This is a genomic window from Streptomyces sp. bgisy130 (assembly GCF_057708345.1).
In genome coordinates this window covers 205,974-224,932 of record NZ_JBYISA010000007.1, presented here as the reverse complement: position 1 = coordinate 224,932, position 18,959 = coordinate 205,974, and the positions used below count along the sequence as shown (strand labels likewise).

The 18,959-nt window shown below is 72.2% G+C and carries 16 protein-coding genes and 2 pseudogenes; 10 read left to right on the top strand and 8 right to left on the bottom strand.

The window, feature by feature from the left end; all coding sequences use genetic code 11:
• Positions 1 to 269: 269 nt before the first annotated feature.
• On the bottom strand, positions 270 to 1,520 hold the full coding sequence (locus AC3EUV_RS12745) for a type ISP restriction/modification enzyme (RefSeq protein WP_432145472.1): 1,251 nt from the start codon (positions 1,518 to 1,520) through the stop codon (positions 270 to 272).
• A 220-nt stretch (positions 1,521 to 1,740) separates the two neighbouring features.
• On the opposite strand from AC3EUV_RS12745, the gene AC3EUV_RS12740 reads away from it, so the two are divergent.
• Positions 1,741 to 3,132: an MFS transporter gene (locus AC3EUV_RS12740; protein WP_432145471.1), complete on the top strand. Its 1,392-nt coding sequence runs from the start codon at positions 1,741 to 1,743 to the stop codon at positions 3,130 to 3,132.
• Between the two features lie 277 nt (positions 3,133 to 3,409).
• On the opposite strand, the gene AC3EUV_RS12735 is transcribed toward AC3EUV_RS12740, so the two are convergent.
• Both AC3EUV_RS12735 and hmgA read right to left on the bottom strand, forming a co-directional pair.
• On the bottom strand, positions 3,410 to 4,156 hold the full coding sequence (locus tag AC3EUV_RS12735) for a GntR family transcriptional regulator (RefSeq protein WP_435602923.1): 747 nt from the start codon (positions 4,154 to 4,156) through the stop codon (positions 3,410 to 3,412).
• 16 nt (positions 4,157 to 4,172) lie between these two features.
• On the bottom strand, positions 4,173 to 5,498 hold the full coding sequence (hmgA, locus tag AC3EUV_RS12730; RefSeq protein WP_435602922.1) for a homogentisate 1,2-dioxygenase: 1,326 nt from the start codon (positions 5,496 to 5,498) through the stop codon (positions 4,173 to 4,175).
• A 137-nt stretch (positions 5,499 to 5,635) separates the two neighbouring features.
• Between hmgA and AC3EUV_RS12725 the strand changes: the two genes are divergently transcribed.
• The 6 genes and pseudogenes from AC3EUV_RS12725 to AC3EUV_RS12700 all read left to right on the top strand — a co-directional run bounded on the left by AC3EUV_RS12725 (position 5,636) and on the right by AC3EUV_RS12700 (position 12,385).
• Positions 5,636 to 6,292 carry a TetR/AcrR family transcriptional regulator gene (locus AC3EUV_RS12725; RefSeq protein ID WP_435602921.1) on the top strand — a complete coding sequence of 219 codons (657 nt, stop codon included), beginning with the start codon at positions 5,636 to 5,638 and terminating at the stop codon, positions 6,290 to 6,292.
• A 193-nt stretch (positions 6,293 to 6,485) separates the two neighbouring features.
• The gene (locus AC3EUV_RS12720; RefSeq protein ID WP_432146845.1) at positions 6,486 to 7,952 is read left to right on the top strand and encodes a CitMHS family transporter; all 1,467 of its coding nucleotides are present in this window, start codon (positions 6,486 to 6,488) and stop codon (positions 7,950 to 7,952) included.
• A pseudogene (locus AC3EUV_RS12715) lies at positions 7,953 to 8,725 on the top strand (MFS transporter). It abuts the gene before it with no gap.
• 75 nt (positions 8,726 to 8,800) lie between these two features.
• Positions 8,801 to 9,700 carry an NAD(P)-dependent oxidoreductase gene (locus tag AC3EUV_RS12710; RefSeq protein WP_432146846.1) on the top strand — a complete coding sequence of 300 codons (900 nt, stop codon included), beginning with the start codon at positions 8,801 to 8,803 and terminating at the stop codon, positions 9,698 to 9,700.
• 127 nt (positions 9,701 to 9,827) lie between these two features.
• Positions 9,828 to 11,225 (top strand): aldehyde dehydrogenase family protein, encoded by a 1,398-nt coding sequence (locus tag AC3EUV_RS12705; protein WP_432146847.1) that lies wholly within the window; start codon positions 9,828 to 9,830, stop codon positions 11,223 to 11,225.
• Between the two features lie 77 nt (positions 11,226 to 11,302).
• Complete coding sequence (locus tag AC3EUV_RS12700; RefSeq protein ID WP_432146848.1) at positions 11,303 to 12,385, top strand: Zn-dependent alcohol dehydrogenase; 1,083 nt, start codon at positions 11,303 to 11,305, stop codon at positions 12,383 to 12,385.
• Here the strand turns inward: AC3EUV_RS12700 and AC3EUV_RS12695 are convergent.
• The 3 genes and pseudogenes from AC3EUV_RS12695 to AC3EUV_RS12685 all read right to left on the bottom strand — a co-directional run bounded on the left by AC3EUV_RS12695 (position 12,382) and on the right by AC3EUV_RS12685 (position 14,183).
• Positions 12,382 to 12,663: a DUF397 domain-containing protein gene (locus AC3EUV_RS12695; protein WP_398739850.1), complete on the bottom strand. Its 282-nt coding sequence runs from the start codon at positions 12,661 to 12,663 to the stop codon at positions 12,382 to 12,384. The genes AC3EUV_RS12700 and AC3EUV_RS12695 overlap by 4 nt on opposite strands.
• A pseudogene (locus AC3EUV_RS12690) lies at positions 12,645 to 13,487 on the bottom strand (helix-turn-helix domain-containing protein). The gene AC3EUV_RS12695 and the pseudogene AC3EUV_RS12690 overlap by 19 nt, the downstream one beginning before the upstream one ends.
• A 54-nt stretch (positions 13,488 to 13,541) precedes the next feature.
• Complete coding sequence (locus AC3EUV_RS12685) at positions 13,542 to 14,183, bottom strand: TetR/AcrR family transcriptional regulator (RefSeq protein ID WP_432146849.1); 642 nt, start codon at positions 14,181 to 14,183, stop codon at positions 13,542 to 13,544.
• Positions 14,184 to 14,257: 74 nt separating this feature from the next.
• On the opposite strand from AC3EUV_RS12685, the gene AC3EUV_RS12680 reads away from it, so the two are divergent.
• Together AC3EUV_RS12680 and AC3EUV_RS12675 are read left to right on the top strand one after the other, a co-directional pair.
• Positions 14,258 to 15,409, top strand: a complete 1,152-nt coding sequence (locus AC3EUV_RS12680; RefSeq protein ID WP_432146850.1) for an acyl-CoA dehydrogenase family protein — start codon at positions 14,258 to 14,260, stop codon at positions 15,407 to 15,409.
• Positions 15,410 to 15,538: 129 nt separating this feature from the next.
• Positions 15,539 to 16,168 (top strand): TetR/AcrR family transcriptional regulator, encoded by a 630-nt coding sequence (locus AC3EUV_RS12675; RefSeq protein ID WP_432146851.1) that lies wholly within the window; start codon positions 15,539 to 15,541, stop codon positions 16,166 to 16,168.
• Between the two features lie 26 nt (positions 16,169 to 16,194).
• On the opposite strand, the gene AC3EUV_RS12670 is transcribed toward AC3EUV_RS12675, so the two are convergent.
• Entirely contained in the window at positions 16,195 to 16,656 is a 462-nt protein-coding gene (locus AC3EUV_RS12670) for a MaoC family dehydratase (protein ID WP_387244330.1), read from the bottom strand.
• A 125-nt stretch (positions 16,657 to 16,781) separates the two neighbouring features.
• Between AC3EUV_RS12670 and soxR the strand changes: the two genes are divergently transcribed.
• Positions 16,782 to 17,333: a redox-sensitive transcriptional activator SoxR gene (soxR, locus tag AC3EUV_RS12665; RefSeq protein WP_432146852.1), complete on the top strand. Its 552-nt coding sequence runs from the start codon at positions 16,782 to 16,784 to the stop codon at positions 17,331 to 17,333.
• A gap of 52 nt (positions 17,334 to 17,385) precedes the next feature.
• Here soxR and AC3EUV_RS12660 read toward each other — a convergent pair whose 3' ends face one another.
• Positions 17,386 to 18,825, bottom strand: a complete 1,440-nt coding sequence (locus AC3EUV_RS12660) for an amidase (RefSeq protein WP_432146853.1) — start codon at positions 18,823 to 18,825, stop codon at positions 17,386 to 17,388.
• Positions 18,826 to 18,959: the final 134 nt, after the last annotated feature.

Here is an 18,959-nt window from a genome sequence, read left to right as displayed (position 1 = left end):
GGCGATCACACCGTCCCGGCGCGGCACTGCGGTCCGATCGCTCATCAGGCCGGCGGCGTCAGCAGTACGTCGGTGTGTTCGCCGGGGTGGGATCCCTCGCCCCGGAGGTGCTGTGAGCCGCTCACTTCTTCGCCCGGCCCCGTCCCCGCCCGGCCGGTTGCACCACTCCCCACCACCCGTCGCTCCTACAGCGACGGGTGGTTTGCTGTGCGCGGCCCCGCGGCCCCAGCGCCTCGCCGCGCTCCTTCGCCGCGTCGGGTGTCCGGCGCTCACAGCAGCGCGAACTGCCCCTCCGGGCCCTCCTCGTGATGGTCGAGCACGGAGGCCGGGCGGTGTGCGGAGACCGGCGCCGGGAGAACGCCGGCCGCCCGTAGTTCCCCCGCCGTCAGCTGTGCGGACCCCGCCGTCTGCCGCCGCAACTCCGCGCACTCCGGGGCGAGTTCGGACAGCAGGGCCAGTACGGTGATCAGCTCCAGCAGCTCCGAGGTCCACTCCTGGGGCCAGCCGGCGGGGCGCAGCGCGGCCAGCGAACCGGGCTCGGGCGGTTCGGTGCCCCCGCCGGTGCGCTCGGCGTACCACGCCTCCAGGACCCGGACGCCGCCCGCGTGGAAGTCCCAGGCGCCCGGCGGCACCGGCGAGATCCGGCCGCTGCCGAGGAGCAGCGCCTCCTCCTCCGGGTCGTAGCCGAGGGCCTCGGGCAGTCCACGGGCGGGCAGCGCGGAGCGCACATACGGGCGCCGGCCGCCCGGCATCCGGGGCCGCTCGCCGGCCTGTCCGCCGTCGGCCCCGTGCTCGTAGGCGCCCCGGGTCCCGAGCCACAGCAGCCGGGCGCCGAGCGCGACGCCGCGGTCCCAGAGCTCCGGGTCGGTGGTGAGCGGGACCGTGCAGCCGTCGGGGGAGTGGTGAGCGCTCGCGGCGAGCCAGGCGAGCAGGTCCGTCGGGCCCGCCGGGCGGTCCAGGCGCCGGCCGAGGAGGGCGAGCAGGCCCGGGGCGACGTTCGGCTCCTGCCCACCGGGCCGCCGGTAGAGGGGGTGGATCCGGCCGGGGCGGCCGGCCGGCGACCGTCCGTCCGGCAGCAGCGCCGAGCACAGCACGGCCGGGCCGGGCAGCTGCGGTACCTGCGGCCACTCGACCGCGAACAGCTGCCGGGCGTCCGCGACCCGCCACAGCTCCGGGCGCGCCCCGTCGAGCAGCCGGTGATCGGGCAGCAGCCACTGCTGGTCGAACGGGCCGTGCAGGATCCGCACCGGTTCGGGGCACGGTCCGCTCGCCCGGTACAGCCGCCCGGTCGGGGTGGCCTGGCCCGGCAGCTGGCCGACGGCGGAGTGCAGGGTCCGGGCCCGGGACGGCCGGAACAGCCGCTCGCGTTCCGCCGCGTCCTCGGCGGCCACCAGCGCCGCCCAACGGGCCCGCAGGGTGGCCGGATCCGGCGCCCGCACCCAGGAACGGCCGAGCCGCAGCGGCGCCACGGACCACGGCATGAGATCGGACAGCCGTGGCGCGTCCTGCTTCGCCGTCACGCGGAGCCCCTCCCGGACCGTTCGGTTGACCCCGGCATGGTATCCAGCGCCCCCGCGGCCGCACCGAATCCGCAGGCCATACCACTCTTCCAGGACGGAGGCAGGCGGTCTTCCGCTTGCTGATCTTGACGGAGTACGGTCCTCGCCGTACGCCCGACCACGCGGTGCGGACCCGGCTCCGTCCCGCGCGCGCCGGGACCTGCTTCAGGGGAGGACCGTCATGACGGACACCACCTCCTCCACGCCTGAACGGCGCGGGGGGACCCCCATCGGTGCCCGGGCCGCGGCACGGCTGGACCGGCTGCCGGCGTCCCGGTGGCACCGCCGCCTCACCCTCCTCGTCGGCGTCGGCGCCTTCTTCGACCTCTACGAGATCTTCCTCGGCGGGGTGCTGGCCGCGGTCCTCGCCGACCAGTGGCACCTCGGGCCCACCGCGAAGTCCTGGGTGATCGCCGCCGGTTTCCTCGGCATGTTCGTCGGCGCGAATGTGCTGTCGGTGCTCGCCGACCGCTTCGGGCGGCGCCGGATGTTCCTGGTCAACCTCGCCGGCTACGCCCTCTTCTCACTGCTGTGCGCGGCCGCCCCGGACCTGTCCTGGCTGCTGGTGCTGCGCTTTCTGGCCGGCCTCGGGCTCGGCGGCGAACTCGTGCTGGTGGACACCTATCTCGCGGAGTTCCTGCCCCGCGCGGTACGGGGCCGCTATATCGCCTACGCGTACACCCTCGGCTTTGTCGGGGTTCCGGTCGCCGCGCTGCTCGGTGCCCGGCTGGTGGCCGCGCACCAGCTGTTCGGCATCGAGGGCTGGCGCTGGCTGCTGGTCGCCGGTGCGCTGGGCGCCGGGTTCCTCCAGCTGATGCGGCGCCGTCTGCCGGAATCACCACGGTGGCTGACGGTGCAGGGGCGCGGCGCGGAGGCCGAACGGATCGTGGCCGGGCTGGAGAAGCGGGTGGCCCGGGAGACCGGAGGCAGCCTGCCGTCCGTCCCGGAGGCGGAGACCGTCCCGGAGCGGAAGGTTCCGCTGGCGGAGATGTTCCGGGGCGAGCAGCGGCGGCGCACCCTCATGTGGTGGATCTTCCAGGTACTTCAGACCGTCGGCTACTACGGCTTCGGGTCGCTGGCGCCGGTGGTGCTCACCGCGAAGGGCCACACCGTCACCGACTCACTGCTGTACGCGGCGCTCAGCTTCTGCGGCTATCCGCTCGGCTCCGCGCTGTCCCTCCCGCTCATCGACCGGATCGAGCGCCGCACGCTGATCATCGCCGCCGCGCTCGGCATCGCCGCCTGCGGTCTGGCCTTGGGCTTCGCCACCGCCCCCTGGGCCATCGTCACCTTCGGCTTCCTGCTGACGGTATGCAGCAATGTCTTCTCCAACGCCTTCCACGTCTACCAGACCGAGCTCTTCCCGACCGGCCTGCGCAGCAGCGCCATCGGCATCGCCTACTCACTGTCCCGGCTCACGTCGGTCGCCCTGCCGTTCATCGCCCTGCCCGTGCTAAGTGCCTTCGGCTCGGCGGCGGTCTTCATGGGCTCGGCAGCGTTGATGCTGCTGCTGTGCGTGGATGTGGCCTTGCTGGGGCCGCGTAGCACGGGCCGGAGCCTTGAGAGGATTTAGGCCCGCGTTTTTGTCGTGCCCGCCATGGTTGTTGCTCGCCGTTGCGCCTGCGGCGGGCGGTGCCGCTGCGCAGGCCCGTCCCCTCCCGTTGAGGGGTGGGAAGAAGGCCGGTGGGGGTTTGCGTAGGTGGGCCGGTGCGCCTCGTCGGTCGCAGTGAACTGGCTACGAAGCAGTCCCACACACCGGCCCCCGAGGTCCGTCACCGCACCCGACAACAACCCCGCCCGCCGCAGGCGCAACGGCGAGGTCCCACACGGCGGGGCAGCCGAAAACGTGGTCAGGAATCCATGGTCACCGTGAAGGAGAAGCGGTCTCCCCGATAGTGGATCCGGGTGACATCGACCGCGCGCCCGTCCGCGTCGTAGCTGACGCCCGTGTAGTGGAGGATCGGGCTGAGCAGCGGGACCTCGAGGAGCCGGGCGGTTTCCGGGTCGGCCAGTCGGGCCTCCACCGTGTCGGTGATCCGGCTGATCCGGACGCCCACGGCGTCCCTCAGCACCTTCGTCATCGGCCAGCGCAGCAGATCCGCCGGATCGATCGCCGCGGCGACGTCGGGGCGGACGTAGTTGCAGGCGTGGTTCGTCGGCTCGCCCGACTCCTCGTCGCTGCGCAGCCGGCGGAAGCCGGTCACTTCCGCCAGGTCCGGGAAGAACTCGGCCAGTTCGGACGGCACGGGGGTGGGGCCGTGCTCCAGCAGTTCGGTGGTCATCCCGGACTGCTGGACCACGATCGCGTCCACGGAACCCAGCAGCCGCACCGGCGCAGCACGCCGGGCGGTCGGCTCGATGAACGTGCCGCGGCGCCGGTGCCGGCTGATCAGGCCCTCCGTCTCCAGCTCCTTGAGGGCCTGGCGCATGGTCAGCACGCTGACGCCGTAGTGCGCGGCGAGCGCGTCCTCGGTGGGCAGCCGCAGCGGCGCCTCCGGGGAGCGGCCGAGTATGGAGGCGCGCAACGACTGCGAGACCTGATACCAGAGCGGCAGCTTGCGGTTCAGGGCGAGCGAGTCGGGAGCGAAGGTGGTCACGAGGCGTTCCCCGGTGTCACGGGCGGAAGTGGCGCTGGAGACCCTGCCATACGTCGTCGTAGCCGCGCTGAAGATGGCCGGCGTCCCGGGCCTGTTCGGTGAGCGTCAGCGGCCAGCGGGTCTCGAACATGAAGGCCAGACCGTCGTCGATCTTCTGCGGCGGCAGCTCGGCGGCGCTGGCCCGGTCGAAGGTCTCCCGGTCGGGCCCGTGCGCCGACATCATGTTGTGCAGCGAGCCGCCGCCCGGGACGAAGCCCTCCGCTTTGGCGTCGTAGGCGCCCTCGATCAGGCCCATGTACTCGGTCATCACATTGCGGTGGAAGTAGGGCGGCCGGAAGGTGTCCTCGCCGACCAGCCAGCGCGGTGCGAAGACCACGAAGTCCACACCGGCCAGCCCCGGGGTGTCGGAGGGGGAGGTGAGCACGGTGAAGATGGACGGGTCGGGGTGGTCGTAGCTGATCGAGCCGATGACATTGAAGCGGCGCAGGTCGTAGACGTACGGCACGTGGTTGCCGTGCCAGGCGACGACGTCCAGGGGGGAGTGGTCGTAGGTGGCCGTCCAGAGGTGGCCGCAGAACTTGTTGACGACCTCGACGGGGCCCTCGACGTCCTCGTAGGCGGCGACCGGGGCACGGAAGTCCCGGGCGTTGGCCAGGCCGTTGGCGCCGATCGGGCCGAGGTCGGGCAGCTGGAAGGGCCGGCCGTAGTTCTCGCAGACATAGCCGCGGGCGGTGGCGTCCAGCAGCTCGACGCGGAAGCGGACGCCGCGCGGGATCAGCGCCACCTCGCCGGGTTCGGCGTGCAGCAGGCCGAGTTCGGTGCGCAGCAGCAGCCCGCCCCGTTCCGGCACGATCAGCAGCTCGCCGTCCGCGTTGCCGAACACCCGCCGGTCCATGGAGGTGTTGGCGTAGTAGAGGTGGACGGCCATACCGGTGCGCTGGGTGGCGTCGCCGTTGCCGCCCAGGGTCCACAGGCCGTCCAGGAAGTCGGTGGGACCGGCGGGCTCGGGCAGCGGGTTCCAGCGCAGCCGGTTGGGGTCGGGGGTGCAGTCGGTGAACGGCGCCGAGCGGAGCGCGTGCCGCTCGGCCCGGACGAACGGCGGATGCGCGGCCGACGGGCGGATGCGGTAGAGCCAGGAGCGGAGGTTGTGGGCGCGCGGTTCGGTGAACGCCGACCCGCTGAGCTGCTCGGCATACAGGCCGAGCGGTGCGCGCTGGGGGGAGTTGCGGCCCGCCGGCAGCGCGCCGGGGACGGCCTCCGAGCTGTGCTCGTTGCCGAAGCCGGTGTGGTACGCCAGTCCCTCGGCCGTCTTCCTCGCCTGCTCGTTGCCCGTACCTGCCATCGCGTGCTCCCGCCGCTCAAGGAATCCTATGCATGACCTTAGGATTGCTGTCGGGGGCCGTCAACGGAGAGTCTCCGCCGCGTCGGCCGGATCACGCGCTCATGTACCGCCGCCCGTCAGGCGGGCAGGATGGGCGGGTGCCGCAGTCGACCCCCCGCCCCGACCCGCCGTCCGCCGCTCTGCGCCGCGCCCCCGTTCAGCGGCGCAGCGCCCAGCGCCTGGCCAGAATTCTCGATGCCTGTGCCGAAGTGCTGGAGGAGACCGGGTACGAGGACCTGAGCACCCGGGTCGTGGCCGGTCGTGCCGGGGTCCCGATCGGCTCCCTCTACCGCTTCTTCCCCAACAAGCGCGCCATGGCCGAGGCCCTCGCCCGGCGCAATCTCGACGCCTACGCGGACCGCATCACCGCCCGGCTGACCGCCCCGGCGCACACCCCGCTCCAGTGGCGCCATGCGATGGATGTGGTGGTCGACGAGTACCTCGCCATGAAGCGGACGGTGCCGGGCTTCGCCCTGGTGGAGTTCACCGTCCCCGCCCCGAGCGCCTCCCGGCAGGCCAACTACGAGGTCGCCGACCGGCTGCTGGCCCTCTTCGCCGGTCCGCTCGGTCTGGACGCCGCCGACGAACGGCTGCGCACCGCCTTCCTGGTCGGGGTCGAGACGGCCGACGCACTGCTCCAGCTCGCCTTCCGTACGGATCCGGCCGGTGACCCGGCCCTCGTCACCGAGACCAAGCTGCTGCTGCGGGCCTATCTGGCGCGGTATCTGGACGGGGCGGGCGCGGGGGAGGAGTGAGCGCCGGCGGCGGGCGGCGCGGGTGCGGTGTGCCGGTTGTGCGCACGACCGTCCGGTGACATCCCTATTGACCTGGGGTTTTGCTCTTATTGCTCGCGCGTCAAGACCTTGTTAACAAAACTTTGCGGGACCTAACGTCGCCTGAACCGCCACCCCCGGCAGATGTTCAAGGGCGAACGTGAGGTAACCCCTAATGCTGACAATCCTCGGATTTGTCATGATCGCCGCCTTCCTGGTGCTGATCATGATGAAGAAGATGTCACCGATGGCCGCGCTGGTGCTGATTCCCGCGCTGTTCTGCGTCCTGGTCGGACAGGGCGCGCACTTGGGCGACTATGTCCTCAAGGGCATCGGTGACCTGGCCCCCACTGCCGCGATGCTGATGTTCGCCATCATCTACTTCGGGGTGATGATCGACGTCGGTCTCTTCGACCCGATCGTTCGCGGCATCCTCAAGTTCTGTAAGGCCGATCCGGTGCGGGTGGTGGTCGGCACGGCCCTGCTCGCCGCGATCGTCTCGCTGGACGGCGACGGCTCCACCACCTTCATGATCACCGTCTCGGCGCTCTACCCGCTCTACAAGCGGCTGAAGATGAGCCTCGTGGTGATGACCGGTGTCGCCGCCACCGCCAACGGCGTGATGAACACCCTCCCCTGGGGCGGCCCGACCGCCCGCGCCGCCACCGCGCTCAAGCTCGACGCCGGTGACATCTTCGTCCCGATGATCCCCGCCCTGGCCGTCGGCCTGGTCGCGGTCTTCGCCCTCGCCTACGTCCTCGGCCGGCGTGAGCGCAAGCGGCTCGGCGTGCTGACCCTCGGCGACACCGGGCCGGTGACCGAGGCCGTGCCCGCGAACGAGGCCGTGCCCGCGAACGAGGCCGAGCAGGTCCTGGTCGGCGCGGGCAGCGGTGGCACGGGCGGCGGCCCGGCCGGGGCGCGGCGCACCACCGGCGGCGCGGGCACCGGCTCCGACGACGAGCCGGCCGCCGGCTCCGGAGAGCCGGCCGACGACGACGGCCTCCAGGTCCTGGACCCGCAGCGGGCCACCCTGCGCCCCAAGCTCTACTGGTTCAACGCCGCGCTCACCCTCGCGCTGCTCACCCTGCTGATCCTTCAGACGCTGCCGATCCCGGTGCTCTTCCTGCTCGGCGCCGCCCTCGCGCTCACCGTCAACTTCCCGCACATGAAGGACCAGAAGGCCCGCGTCGCCGCGCACGCCGAGAACGTGCTCAACGTCTCCGGCATGGTCTTCGCCGCCGCCGTCTTCACCGGTGTGCTCACCGGCACCGGCATGGTCGAGCACATGGCCCGCTGGCTGGTCAGCGGCATCCCCGACGCGCTCGGCCCGCACATGGGCATCGTCACCGGCGTCCTCAGCATCCCGCTGACCTACTTCATGTCCAACGACGGCTTCTACTTCGGCATCGTGCCGATCCTCGCCGAGGCCGGCGCCGCCCACGGGGTCGCGCCCATCGAGATCGCCCGCGCCTCCCTCATCGGCCAGGCCCTGCACATGTCCAGCCCGCTGGTCCCCGCCGTCTACGTCCTCGTCGGGATGGCCAAGGTCGAGTTCGGCGACCACACCAAATTCACCGTCAAATGGGCCGCACTGACCTCCCTGGTGGTCCTGTGCGCCGGTGTGCTCTTCGGCATCATCTAGATGACCGTCACCACCACCGCGAGGCCCGGCAGGAGCTGGCTGCTGCGTCTGGTCCTCACCTTCTCCTTCGCACAAGGAGCGGTGAGCATGGCCAGGCCGGCCGTCTCCTACCGGGCCCTCGCCCTGGGGATTGGGGTCTCCCCTGCTCGAACGTAGTTGAGAGCTTGGGGAAGAACGCGCCGTCGGCGTGATCACGGCCGTCTACGCCCTGCTGCCGCTGCTCGTCGCCGTACCGCTCGGACGCCGTACCGATCACGGGCGCTGCGCCCCGCTGCTGGTCGTCAGCTGCGCCCTGGCCGGTGTGCTCTGCGGCGGTCTGGTGCTGCCGGTGCCGGTGTGGGCGCTGGCCGCGATGCTGCTCGCCCTCGGCTTCTGTCTCGGCGTCGGCCGGCCGCTGTCGATGACGACGGTCGTCCAGGCCGCCCCCGAACGGGCCCGCAGTACGGCGCTGGCGCTCCGCCTCACCGGAAACCTCCCCCACGTCTAAAGGACGCGGGGGGACCCCCACCGGCCAGGTCGCCGCCCCGGCCGGCGCCGGACTGCTCGCCGGAGTCGCGGGCACCGCCGCGCCCTTCGTCCTGCTAGGCGCGCTGCTGCTGTCCTCCGCCGCGATGGCCGCCCGCACGGGCCGGGCGCGGGGCGGCGGAACCGGACCGCTCCAAGGGGCCGTCGCCCGTCCCGAGGGACCCATGGATCCGTCGGCCCGCCCCGAGGCTCCAACGGACCGTAACCCCGCCCGAAGAGACCGTAAGCAGACCCGAAGGGAACCATAAGCGCAGCTCGGCAGGGTGGTGTGCACAGCGGGCCGGGCAGTGGGCCGGGCCCGCGCAGCGGATGAGGAGCACACCATGAGCAGCACCCCGAACGACCCCCGCACCCCGGTGACCGTGCTCGGCCTCGGCGCCATGGGGAGTGCGCTGGCCGGCGCCTTCATCCGGGCCGGGCACCCCACGACGGTCTGGAACCGTACGCCGGGCAAGGCCGATGCCCTGGTGGAGCGCGGCGCGGTCCGTGCGGACACGGTGGCCGAAGCGGTGGCCGCCAGTCCGCTGGTGATCGTGTGCGTACTGGACTACGCCGCCGCCCGGGAGCTCCTGGAACCGGCCGGCCCCGGGCTGTCCGGCCGGGTCCTGGTCAATCTCACCTCCGACACCCCGGAGCGCGCACGGTCCGCCGCCGCCTGGGCCGCCGGGCACGGCATCGACTACCTGGACGGTGCGGTCATGGTGCCGACCCCGGACGTCGGCACCCCCGGCGCGACCCTCCTCTACAGCGGTTCGCGGCAGGCGTTCGAGACGTACGAGGAGACGCTGAAGGTGCTGGGTGGTCAGGCTGCCTACCTCGGCGACGACCACGGCGCGGCCGCGGTGTACGACCTCGCCCTGCTCGGCTTCTTCTTCTCCGCGATAGCGGGCCTGGTGCACGCCTTCGCGCTGGCCGGCGCCGAGGGCGTGGCGGCCGGGAAGTTCGTGCCGTTCACGGACGCGATCGTCGGCATCCTGTCGCCGCTCGCCGCGGGCTGGGCACGGGATGCGGACCGCGGGGTCTTCCCGGGCGACCAGGACAACATCGTCATGGAGGCCGCGGGCATCGGCCACATCATCGAGGCGTCCGTGGACCGCGGCATCAACACCGAGGTGCTCGACGCCGTCAAGGGCCTCGCCGACCGGACCATCGCCGCGGGCCATGGCAAGGCGGGATTCCTCAGCATCATCGAGGAAATGCGCAAGCCGTCCGCCAAGAGGTGAGGGCGGGGGCATCTCCTAGGCTCGTGGCCACCGTCACCCCCAGCGGGCGGCGGGGAGCCCTGGCGGCGGAAAACTACCGGCGCTAGTTTGGGGCGATGACCATCGGCCGGCGCGGGAGGACCACGACGTGAAGCAGCACGACGCGATGTACATCGACGGAAGCTGGCGGCCCGCCGAGGGCAGCGGGACGATCGAGGTCGTCAACCCGGCCGACGGGCGGGTCATCGCCACCGTCCCGGCCGGGTCCGCGCAGGACGTGGACGCCGCGGTGCGGGCCGCCCGCGCCGCCCTGCCGGGCTGGGCCGCCACCCCGCCCGGGGAGCGGGCGGACCGGCTGGCCGCGCTGCGCGACCAACTCGCCGCCCGCGCCGGGGAGATCGCCGAGACGGTCACCGCCGAGCTCGGCTCACCGCTCGCCTTCAGCACCGCGGTGCACGCCGGGGTGCCGCTCGCGGTCTGCGGCTCCTACGCCGAACTGGCCCGTACGTACTCCTTCGAGGAGACGATCGGCAACTCCACCGTGCTGCACGAACCGGTCGGCGTGGTCGGCGCGATCACACCGTGGAACTACCCGCTCCACCAGATCGTCGCCAAGGTCGCCCCGGCGCTCGCGGCCGGCTGCACGGTGGTGCTGAAGCCCGCCGAGGACACCCCGCTGGTCGCCCAGCTGTTCGCGGAGTGTGTGGACGCGGCCGGGATACCCGCGGGGGTCTTCAACCTCGTCACCGGCCTCGGACCGGTCGCCGGGCAGGCGCTCGCCGAGCACGACGGGGTCGATCTGGTCTCCTTCACCGGCTCCACGGCCGTCGGCAAGCGGATCGGTGCCCTGGCGGGCGCCGCGGTCAAGCGGGTGGCGCTGGAGCTGGGCGGCAAGTCCGCCAATGTCATCCTGCCCGGCGCCGATCTGCCGAAGGCGGTCGCGGTCGGCGTCGCCAACGTCATGGCCAACTCCGGCCAGACGTGCAGCGCCTGGACCCGGATGCTGGTCCACCGGGACCACTACGCCGAGGCGGTGGAGCTGGCGACGGCGGCCGCCGCGAAGTACGTCCCCGGCGAGAAGATCGGCCCGCTGGTCAACGCCGCCCAGCGGGACCGGGTGCGCGGCTATATCGAGCAGGGCATCGCCCAGGGGGCGCGGGTGGTGGCGGGCGGCCCGGAGGCACCCGACGCCGGCCCCGGCTACTACGTCGCGCCGACCGTCTTCGCGGAGGTCACCCCGGAGATGACCATCGCCCGGGAGGAGATCTTCGGCCCGGTCCTGTCGATCCTGAAATACGAGGACGAGGACGACGCCGCCCGGATCGCCAACGACACCGTCTACGGCCTGGCCGGCGCGGTCTGGGCGGCCGACGAGGCCGAGGCCGTCGCCTTCGCCCGCCGGCTGCACACCGGGCAGGTCGACATCAACGGCGGCCGCTTCAACCCCCTCGCCCCGTTCGGCGGTTACAAGCAGTCCGGCATCGGCCGGGAACTGGGCCCGCACGGCCTGACCGAGTATCTCCAGACCAAGTCCCTCCAGTTCTGATCCGTTTCTGATCCGTCCGGCAGGTGGGGGCGGCCGCTGCCGCCCCCGCTACGCCGTCCTGCGCACGAGGAGTCCTTGTGGTCCGCGCCGCCGTACTGCCCGCCGTCAACGCCCCGCTCCAGATCACCGAGATCGACCTGCCCGAGCCCGGCCCCGGCCAGGTCCGTATCCGGCTCGCCGCCGCCGGGGTCTGCCACTCCGATCTGTCGCTGTCCAACGGCACCCTGCGCCAGCCCGCCCCGGCCGTCCTCGGGCACGAGGGCGCGGGCACCGTCACCGCGGTCGGCCCGGACGTGACGACGGTGGCCCCCGGCGACCAGGTCGTCCTCAACTGGGCGCCGTCCTGCGGCGACTGCCACTTCTGCGGACTGTCCGAGCCCTGGCTGTGCGCCCACTCCGGCCTCGCCGCGAACGCCCCGTACGCCCGGCGCGCCGACGACGCCACCGAGCTCTACCCCGGCCTGGGCACCGCCGTGTTCGCCGAGGAGACCGTGGTCTCCGCACGGGCCGCGCTGCCGCTGCCGGCGGGGGTGCCGCTCGCCGATGCCGCGCTGCTCGGCTGCGCGGTGCTCACCGGCTGGGGCGCGGTGCACCACAGCGCCCGGGTGCGGGCGGGGGAGTCGGTCGTGGTCTTCGGCGTGGGCGGGGTGGGGCTGGCCACGCTTCAGGCGGCGCGGATCGCGGGCGCCGGCCCGATCGTGGCCGTGGATGTCTCGCCGGAGAAGGAGGAGCTGGCCCGCTCGGCCGGGGCCACCGAGTTCGTGGTGGCGGGCGACGACACCGCCAAGCGCATCCGCAAGCTCACCGGCGGCCTGGGCGCCGATGTCGCCGTGGAGTGCGTGGGCCGCGCCGACACCATCCGTACGGCCTGGTCGGCGACCCGCCGCGGGGGCCGCACGACGGTCGTCGGCATCGGCGGCCAGGACCAGCAGGTGTCCTTCTCCGCCCTGGAACTCTTCTACTTCGGCCGCACCCTCTCCGGCTGCGTCTACGGCAACACCGACCCCGCCCGCGACCTCCCGCTGATCGCCACCCACATCCGCTCCGGAGCCCTGGACCTCGCCACGCTCGTCACCGACCGCATCACCCTCGACGACATCCCGGCCGCCTTCGACGCGATGCTGGCGGGGAAGGGCGGGCGGGCGCTGGTCGTGTTCTAGACGGCTCTGTTCTTCACGGCGGCAACGAAGGACCCCCAGGCGGTGGCGCTGAAGACGAGCGCGGGCCCCTGGGGGTTCTTGCTGTCACGTACGGGGACGAGGGCGGGGAGGTTGTCGGCTATCTCGATGCACTCGCCGCCGTTGGAGTTGCTGTAGCTGCTCTTGCGCCAGTTGGCGGCGGTGAGGAAGTCGTCGGAGACCTCGATGCAGTTGCCCCCGTTCGAGTTGCTGTAGGAGCTCTTACGCCACGTCGCGCTGCTCAGGTCGATGGCTCGCACGGCATTTCCTCCAACAATCGCGTGATGAACTTCTGGGACTCGGCCGGGGACAACGCCAGGTCGCGCACCGCATCCTATGTGCGCTGCAAAGGCTCAACCCTGCCGTTTTCTTCGATCAGTTCCTCGCGCACGTCGTCCTCGGCGTAGGCCACGGTACTGCCGTCCAGCAGCCGCAGGAACATCACGTCCGTGCTGTCCAGGCCATGCAGGCCAGTGCCGAACGGCAGCACATGAAGCGTGATGTTCGGGCGCTCCGATGCCTCCACCAGGTGGTGCAACTGTTCCCGCCACTCCCGAGGATCGCGCAGCGAGTTCCGCAGCACGGCTTCGCAGAGGATGACGCGGAACGGCGGTGGGTCATCGCCTTCCAGCAGTTTCCGCCGTCCCACCCGCGCGTCCACCTGCTGGTCCAGCTCCTCGCCTTTGAGGCCGCCCGCCGCAAGCGCTTCGCGTGCGTACGCAGCCGTCTGAAGCAGTCCCGGCGGCCTGCTCACGGAGTACTTCCACAGACTCATCGCTTCCTGCTCCAGCGACATATAGCGGCGGTACTGCGCCTTGAACTGCGTAGGATCCCCCACCGCCAACTCCCACAGCGTCAGCAGCCATTCCTCCGTTCCGTAGTGCTGGGCGAGCGCCTCCACCACCTCCGGGCTGCCGATGGTCTTCCCGCTCTCCATCTTCCCGAACAGCGACGCGTCCCAGCCGAGCACCTCACCGAGCTTGCGCAGGCTGTCGCCCTTCTGCGCACGCAGTAAGCGCAGTTCCTCCGCGAACCGCTTGCGCGGCTCCTTGCTCCGTCCGGTGACGACCCTTCTCGGCGGCATGGGAGCTCCTCCACGACCGGCCCATTCCCGTAATGGCCAGAACACTTACGGTAGTCAGCCCTTGGCGGGCCGCGCAGGGAATTGCAGCGCCAGGCCGTCCACCAGGGCCCGCAGTCCCGCCTCGAACGCGCCCTCGTCCACCTGGCGTTGATGCTCGGCCAGCAGATGCGCCTGGCCCAGGTGGGGGTAGTCGGCGGGGTCGTAGGCGCCCGGGTCGTCGACGAAGCCGCGGGCGAACGAGCCCAGGGCGGAGCCGGCCACGAAGTAGCGGACCATGGCGCAGACCCTGGTGGCCTGGGCGGGCGGCCAGCCCGCCTCGACCATCCCGCCGAACGCCGCGTCGGCCATCTTCAGGCCGGCGGGGCGGCGGCCGGGGCCCTGGGCCAGGAACGGCACGATGTGCGGATGGGCGGCGAGCGCCGCGCGGTAGGAGCGGGCCCAGTCGAGCAGCCCGGCGCGCCAGTCCGTGCCCGTCTCGAACGCCGACACATCGACCTTGGCGATGACCGTGTCGGCCACCGCGTCGAGGATCTCGTCCTTGGTCGTGAAGTGGTTGTAGAGCGAGGGTCCGCTCACCCCGAGCTCCGCCGCCAGCCGCCGGGTGGAGAGCGCCGGGAGCCCCTCGGCGTCGATGAGCGCCAGCGCCGTGGAGACGATGCGCTCGCGGCTCAGAAGGGGCTTGCGGGGTCGGGCCATGCCGCACATAGTAGAGGCTGCCGACCAAAAACTAGCAGTGCTAATTAACTGTTCTCGTCCACAAGGGGCCCGAGATGAACCTGGAGCTCAGCGCGGAGCAGACCGCGGTACGGCAGCTCGCCAAGGACTTCACCGACCGCGAGATCACTCCGTACGTCACCGCCTGGGACCGCGCCGAACAGGTCGACCGCGCCATCGTGAAGAAGCTCGGCGGCCTCGGCTTCCTCGGGCTCACCGTCCCCGAGGAGTACGGCGGCTCGGGCGGCGACCACCTCTCCTACGTCCTGGTCACCGAGGAACTGGGCCGCGGCGACTCCTCGGTGCGCGGCATCGTCTCGGTCTCCCTGGGGCTGGTGGCCAAGACCCTCGCGGCATGGGGCGACGAGGAGCAGAAGCGGGCATGGCTGCCGCGGCTCACCTCCGGCGAGGCGGTCGGCTGCTTCGGCCTGACGGAGCCGGGCACCGGATCCGACGCCGCGAACCTCGCCACCCGGGCGGTCCGTGACGGGGACTCCTATGTCATCGACGGCAGCAAGATGTTCATCACCAACGGGACCTGGGCCGATGTGGTGCTGCTCTTCGCCCGCACCGGCGGCGCCCCCGGCCACCAGGGCATCAGCGCCTTCCTCGTACCGGCCGACAGCCCCGGTCTGGAGCGCCGGGAGATCCACGGGAAGCTGGGACTGCGCGGCCAGGCCACCGCGGAGCTGGTCCTGAACGGCGTACGGGTCCCGGCCGGCGCCCTGCTGGGGCCCGAGGGCAAGGGGTTCTCGGTGGCGATGTCCGCGCTGGCCAAGGGCCGGATGTCGGTCGCCGCCGGCTGTGTGGGCATCGCCCAGGCCGCCCTGGACGCCGCGCTCGGCTACGCGGGCGAGCGCGAGCAGTTCGGCAAGCCGATCGCCCGGCACCAGCTGGTGCAGGAGCTGATCAGCGATATCTCCGTGGACGTGGCGGCCGCGCGGCTGCTGACCTGGCGGGTCGCCGATCTGATCGACCGCGGCGAGCCGTTCGCCACCGAGGCGTCCCAGGCCAAGCTCTTCGCCTCCGAGGCCGCGGTGCGCGCCGCCAACAACGCCCTCCAGGTGTTCGGCGGCTATGGCTATATCGACGAGTACCCGGTCGGCAAGCTGCTGCGGGACGCGCGGGTGATGACGCTGTACGAGGGCACCAGCCAGATACAGAAGCTGGTCATCGGGCGGGCGCTGACGGGGGTTTCCGCCTTCTGAAGCCCTCCGGCCCGTATGCCGACGGGGTCGCCGCCCGCCCGCCGGGCCCTAAGCGCTTGCTCAGCGGCGCGATATGGTGTTCGATCCGTCAGAGGAGGGTCCCTGGTGGGTCGAGGAGCGGGGTGCGCGATGGGTGCGGCGGCGGAGCGGGCCAAAGAGGAGAACGAGGAGTGGGCCGGGGTGACCCCGGACGCCGCGCGACGGCTGGTGAGCGCCGCCGTCGAGGCCTTCGCCGAACGCGGCTACCACGCCACCACCACCCGTGACATCGCCGGCCGCGCCGGGATGAGCCCGGCCGCCCTCTACATCCACTACAAGACCAAGGAAGAGCTGCTCTACCGCATCAGCGGCATCGGCCACGAGAAGGCGCTGCGCATCATGGGCGCCGCCGCCGAGGCCCCGGGCAGCGCCGCCGACCGGCTCCGTGACGCCGTCCGCACCTTCGCCCGCTGGCACGCGGAGCACCACACCACCGCCCGGGTCATCCAGTACGAACTCCAGGCGCTGAGCCCCGAGCACTACACCGAGATCGCCGGACTGCGCCGCCGGACCGACCGGTTGCTGCGGCAGATCATCCAGGACGGCGCGGACAGCGGCGAGTTCCGGGCCGATGACGTGCCGGGCACCACCCTCGCGGTGCTGTCGCTGTGTGTGGACGTCGCCCGCTGGTTCACCGCGGACGGCCCGCGTACGCCCGACGAGGTCGGCACGCTGTACGCCGACCTCGTCCTGCGCATGGTGGGCGCGCCGGCGTCCTAGACGGCCGCGCCCCGCTCACAGATCGCTCACAGGTAGAAGCGGCTGACCGTCTCCGCGACGCATACCGGCTTGTCGCCGCCCTCGCGTTCGATCGTCACGACCGTGGCCAGCTGGACGCCGCCGGACACCTCGGTCACCTCCGCGATCCTGGCCGTGGCACGCAGCCGCGAGCCGACCGGCACGGTGGCGGGGAAGCGGACCTTGTTGGTGCCGTAGTTGATGCCCATCTTCACGTTCTCGACCCGCATCAGCTGCGGGACGAGGGCGGGCAGCAGCGACAGCGTCAGATAGCCGTGCGCGATGGTGGTGCCGAACGGGCCGGCCGCGGCCTTCTCCGGGTCCACATGGATCCACTGGTGATCGCCGGTGGCCTCCGCGAACTGATCGATCCGCTTCTGGTCGATCTCCAGCCAGTCGCTGGTGCCCAGCTCCTCGCCGACCGCGGCCCGCAGTTCGTCGAGCGATCCAAACACTCGGGGCTCTGCCATCTCTCGTCTGCCTCCTCGGGGGTCCGTCCGCCGTTGGCGCGCATCGGCCGACGCTTACTAAGCGCTTGCTCAGAATGCGGAGTGCGAGCCCCCGCTGTCAATGGCCGGGCGACTAGGGTTGAACCGTGCCCCAGCTTCCGTACAAGGTTCATGAGCTCTCCGTAGGGCAGCTCTCCGCGCGTAGTGGCGCCGCGGTGTCCGCGCTGCACTTCTACGAGTCCAAGGGGCTGATCAGCAGCACCCGGACGGCGGGCAACCAGCGCCGCTACAGCCGTGACGCGCTGCGCCGGGTCGCCTTCGTGCGGGCGGCGCAGCGGGTCGGTATCCCGCTCGCGGTGATCCGCGACGCGCTGGCGGAGCTGCCCGACGAGCGGACCCCCAACCGCGCCGACTGGGCCCGGCTCTCCGAGGTCTGGCGCTCCGAACTGGACGAGCGGATCAGTCAACTCGTCGAGCTGCGCGACCGGTTGACCGACTGCATCGGCTGTGGCTGCCTCTCGCTGGAGAAGTGCGCGCTGTCGAATCCGTACGACAACCTCGGCGAGCAGGGGCCCGGCGCGCGGCGGCTGCGGGTCGACCGGAGCGCCAGGGACCCGGAGGGGGCACAGCGGGCCGCCGGCGGCGAGCCCGGCCCGGCGCAGCCGGACGAGCAGGAGTGCTGCACGGGCGAGAGCTGACCGCGGGCGCGCCCGTCCCGGGGCGGGACGAGCGCGCGCACTGCGGCGTGCGTCACCACACGGACGGGGTCCGTCCCGCCCACGGGCGGGCCTGCTCCAGCTGCGCCGACAGTGCGATCAGAGTGGCCTCGTCGCCGTACCGGCCGGCCAGCATCACCCCGATCGGCAGCCCTGCGGCGTTCCACTGCAACGGGACGTTCACCGCGGGCTGGCCGGTGGCGTTGTAGAGCGCGGTGAACGGGGTGAACGCCCCGAGGGCCTCGAACTCGGCCTGCGGGTCGGTGTCGTTGCGCAGCGCGCCGACCTCGGCCGGCGGCGCAGCCAGGGTCGGCGAGAGGATCACGTCATAGCCGCCCGGCGGCATCAGGCCGTCGGCCAGCGACTGGGCGAGCATCCGGAAGGCGTACAGCGAGCGGGCGAAGTCCGGACCGGAGACCTCGGCGCCGCGGTCGCGCAGATAGCGGGTGAGCGGCATCAGCAGCTCCTCGCCCCCCGGCGGCACGGGGCGGCTCGCGGCCAGCACCGACCAGACGCGGGTGAAGGCGAGCAGGATGCCGTCGTCGGCGGGCAGCGTCAACTCCTCGACCTCATGGCCGAGTCCGGTCAGCAGGGCGGCGGTGTCGGTGGTGGCGGTTCGGCAGTCGGGGTGGACCTCGATGCCGGGGACGGGCGCCTGGGTGAGGCAGGCGATCCGCAGCCGTCCCGGGTCGCGGAGGGCGTGATCGGCGAAGGTCTCTCCGGGCGGCAGCGACGGCGCCGCGAACGGGTCGCCGGGCATCGGCCCCGCCAGGACGTCCAGCAGGGTGGCCGCGTCGGCGACCGTACGGGCCAGCGGGCCGGAGGTGGCCAGGCCCGAGACATCGTGCAGCAGCGGGCCGCCGCTGATCCGGCCGCGGCTGGGCTTGATGCCGAACAGTCCGCAGACCGAGGCCGGTATCCGGATCGAGCCGCCGCCGTCGCTGGCGTGTGCGACGGGCGCCAGGCCCCCTGCCACGGCCGCGGCGGACCCGCCGCTGGAACCGCCCGCCGAGCGCGCCAGGTCCCACGGGGTGCGGGCGGGCGGGGCGAGGCCGTTCTCGGTGTAGCAGGGCAGCCCGAATTCGGGGGTGTTGGTCTTGCCGAGCAGCACCGTGCCGCCCGCCCGCAGCTTGCCGACCAGATGGTCGTCGACGGCCGGTATGTGCTCGGCCAGCGCCCGGGAGCCCATCGTGCAGCGCACCCCCGCGACCTGGTTGAGGTCCTTGACCGGCACCGGAACGCCGTGCAGCGGCGGGAGTTCGCGGCCCTCACGGCGGGCCGTGACGGCCTCGCTCTCCGCGTCCGCGGCCTGTTTGCGGGCGATGTCGGGGGTACGGGTGAGGAAGGCGCCGAGTGTGTCGTCGAGCCGCTCGATCCGCGCGAGATAGTGCTCGGTGAGTTCCACGGGGGAGAGCTCCCCGGACCGGATTCCCCGGGCCTGCTCCAGCGCGGTCAGATCGTGCAGTTCGGCCATGGACGTCCACCTTCTCCTGGGAGTACCTCTCGTGCCCTCAAAGCATGAGGGGAGGGCGCTCGTGCGGCCTGGTGCCGTACGGGCGGGGCCGGTGCCCGCCGGGCGCGATGCCGGTGCGGGTGGTCAGCCCGTGC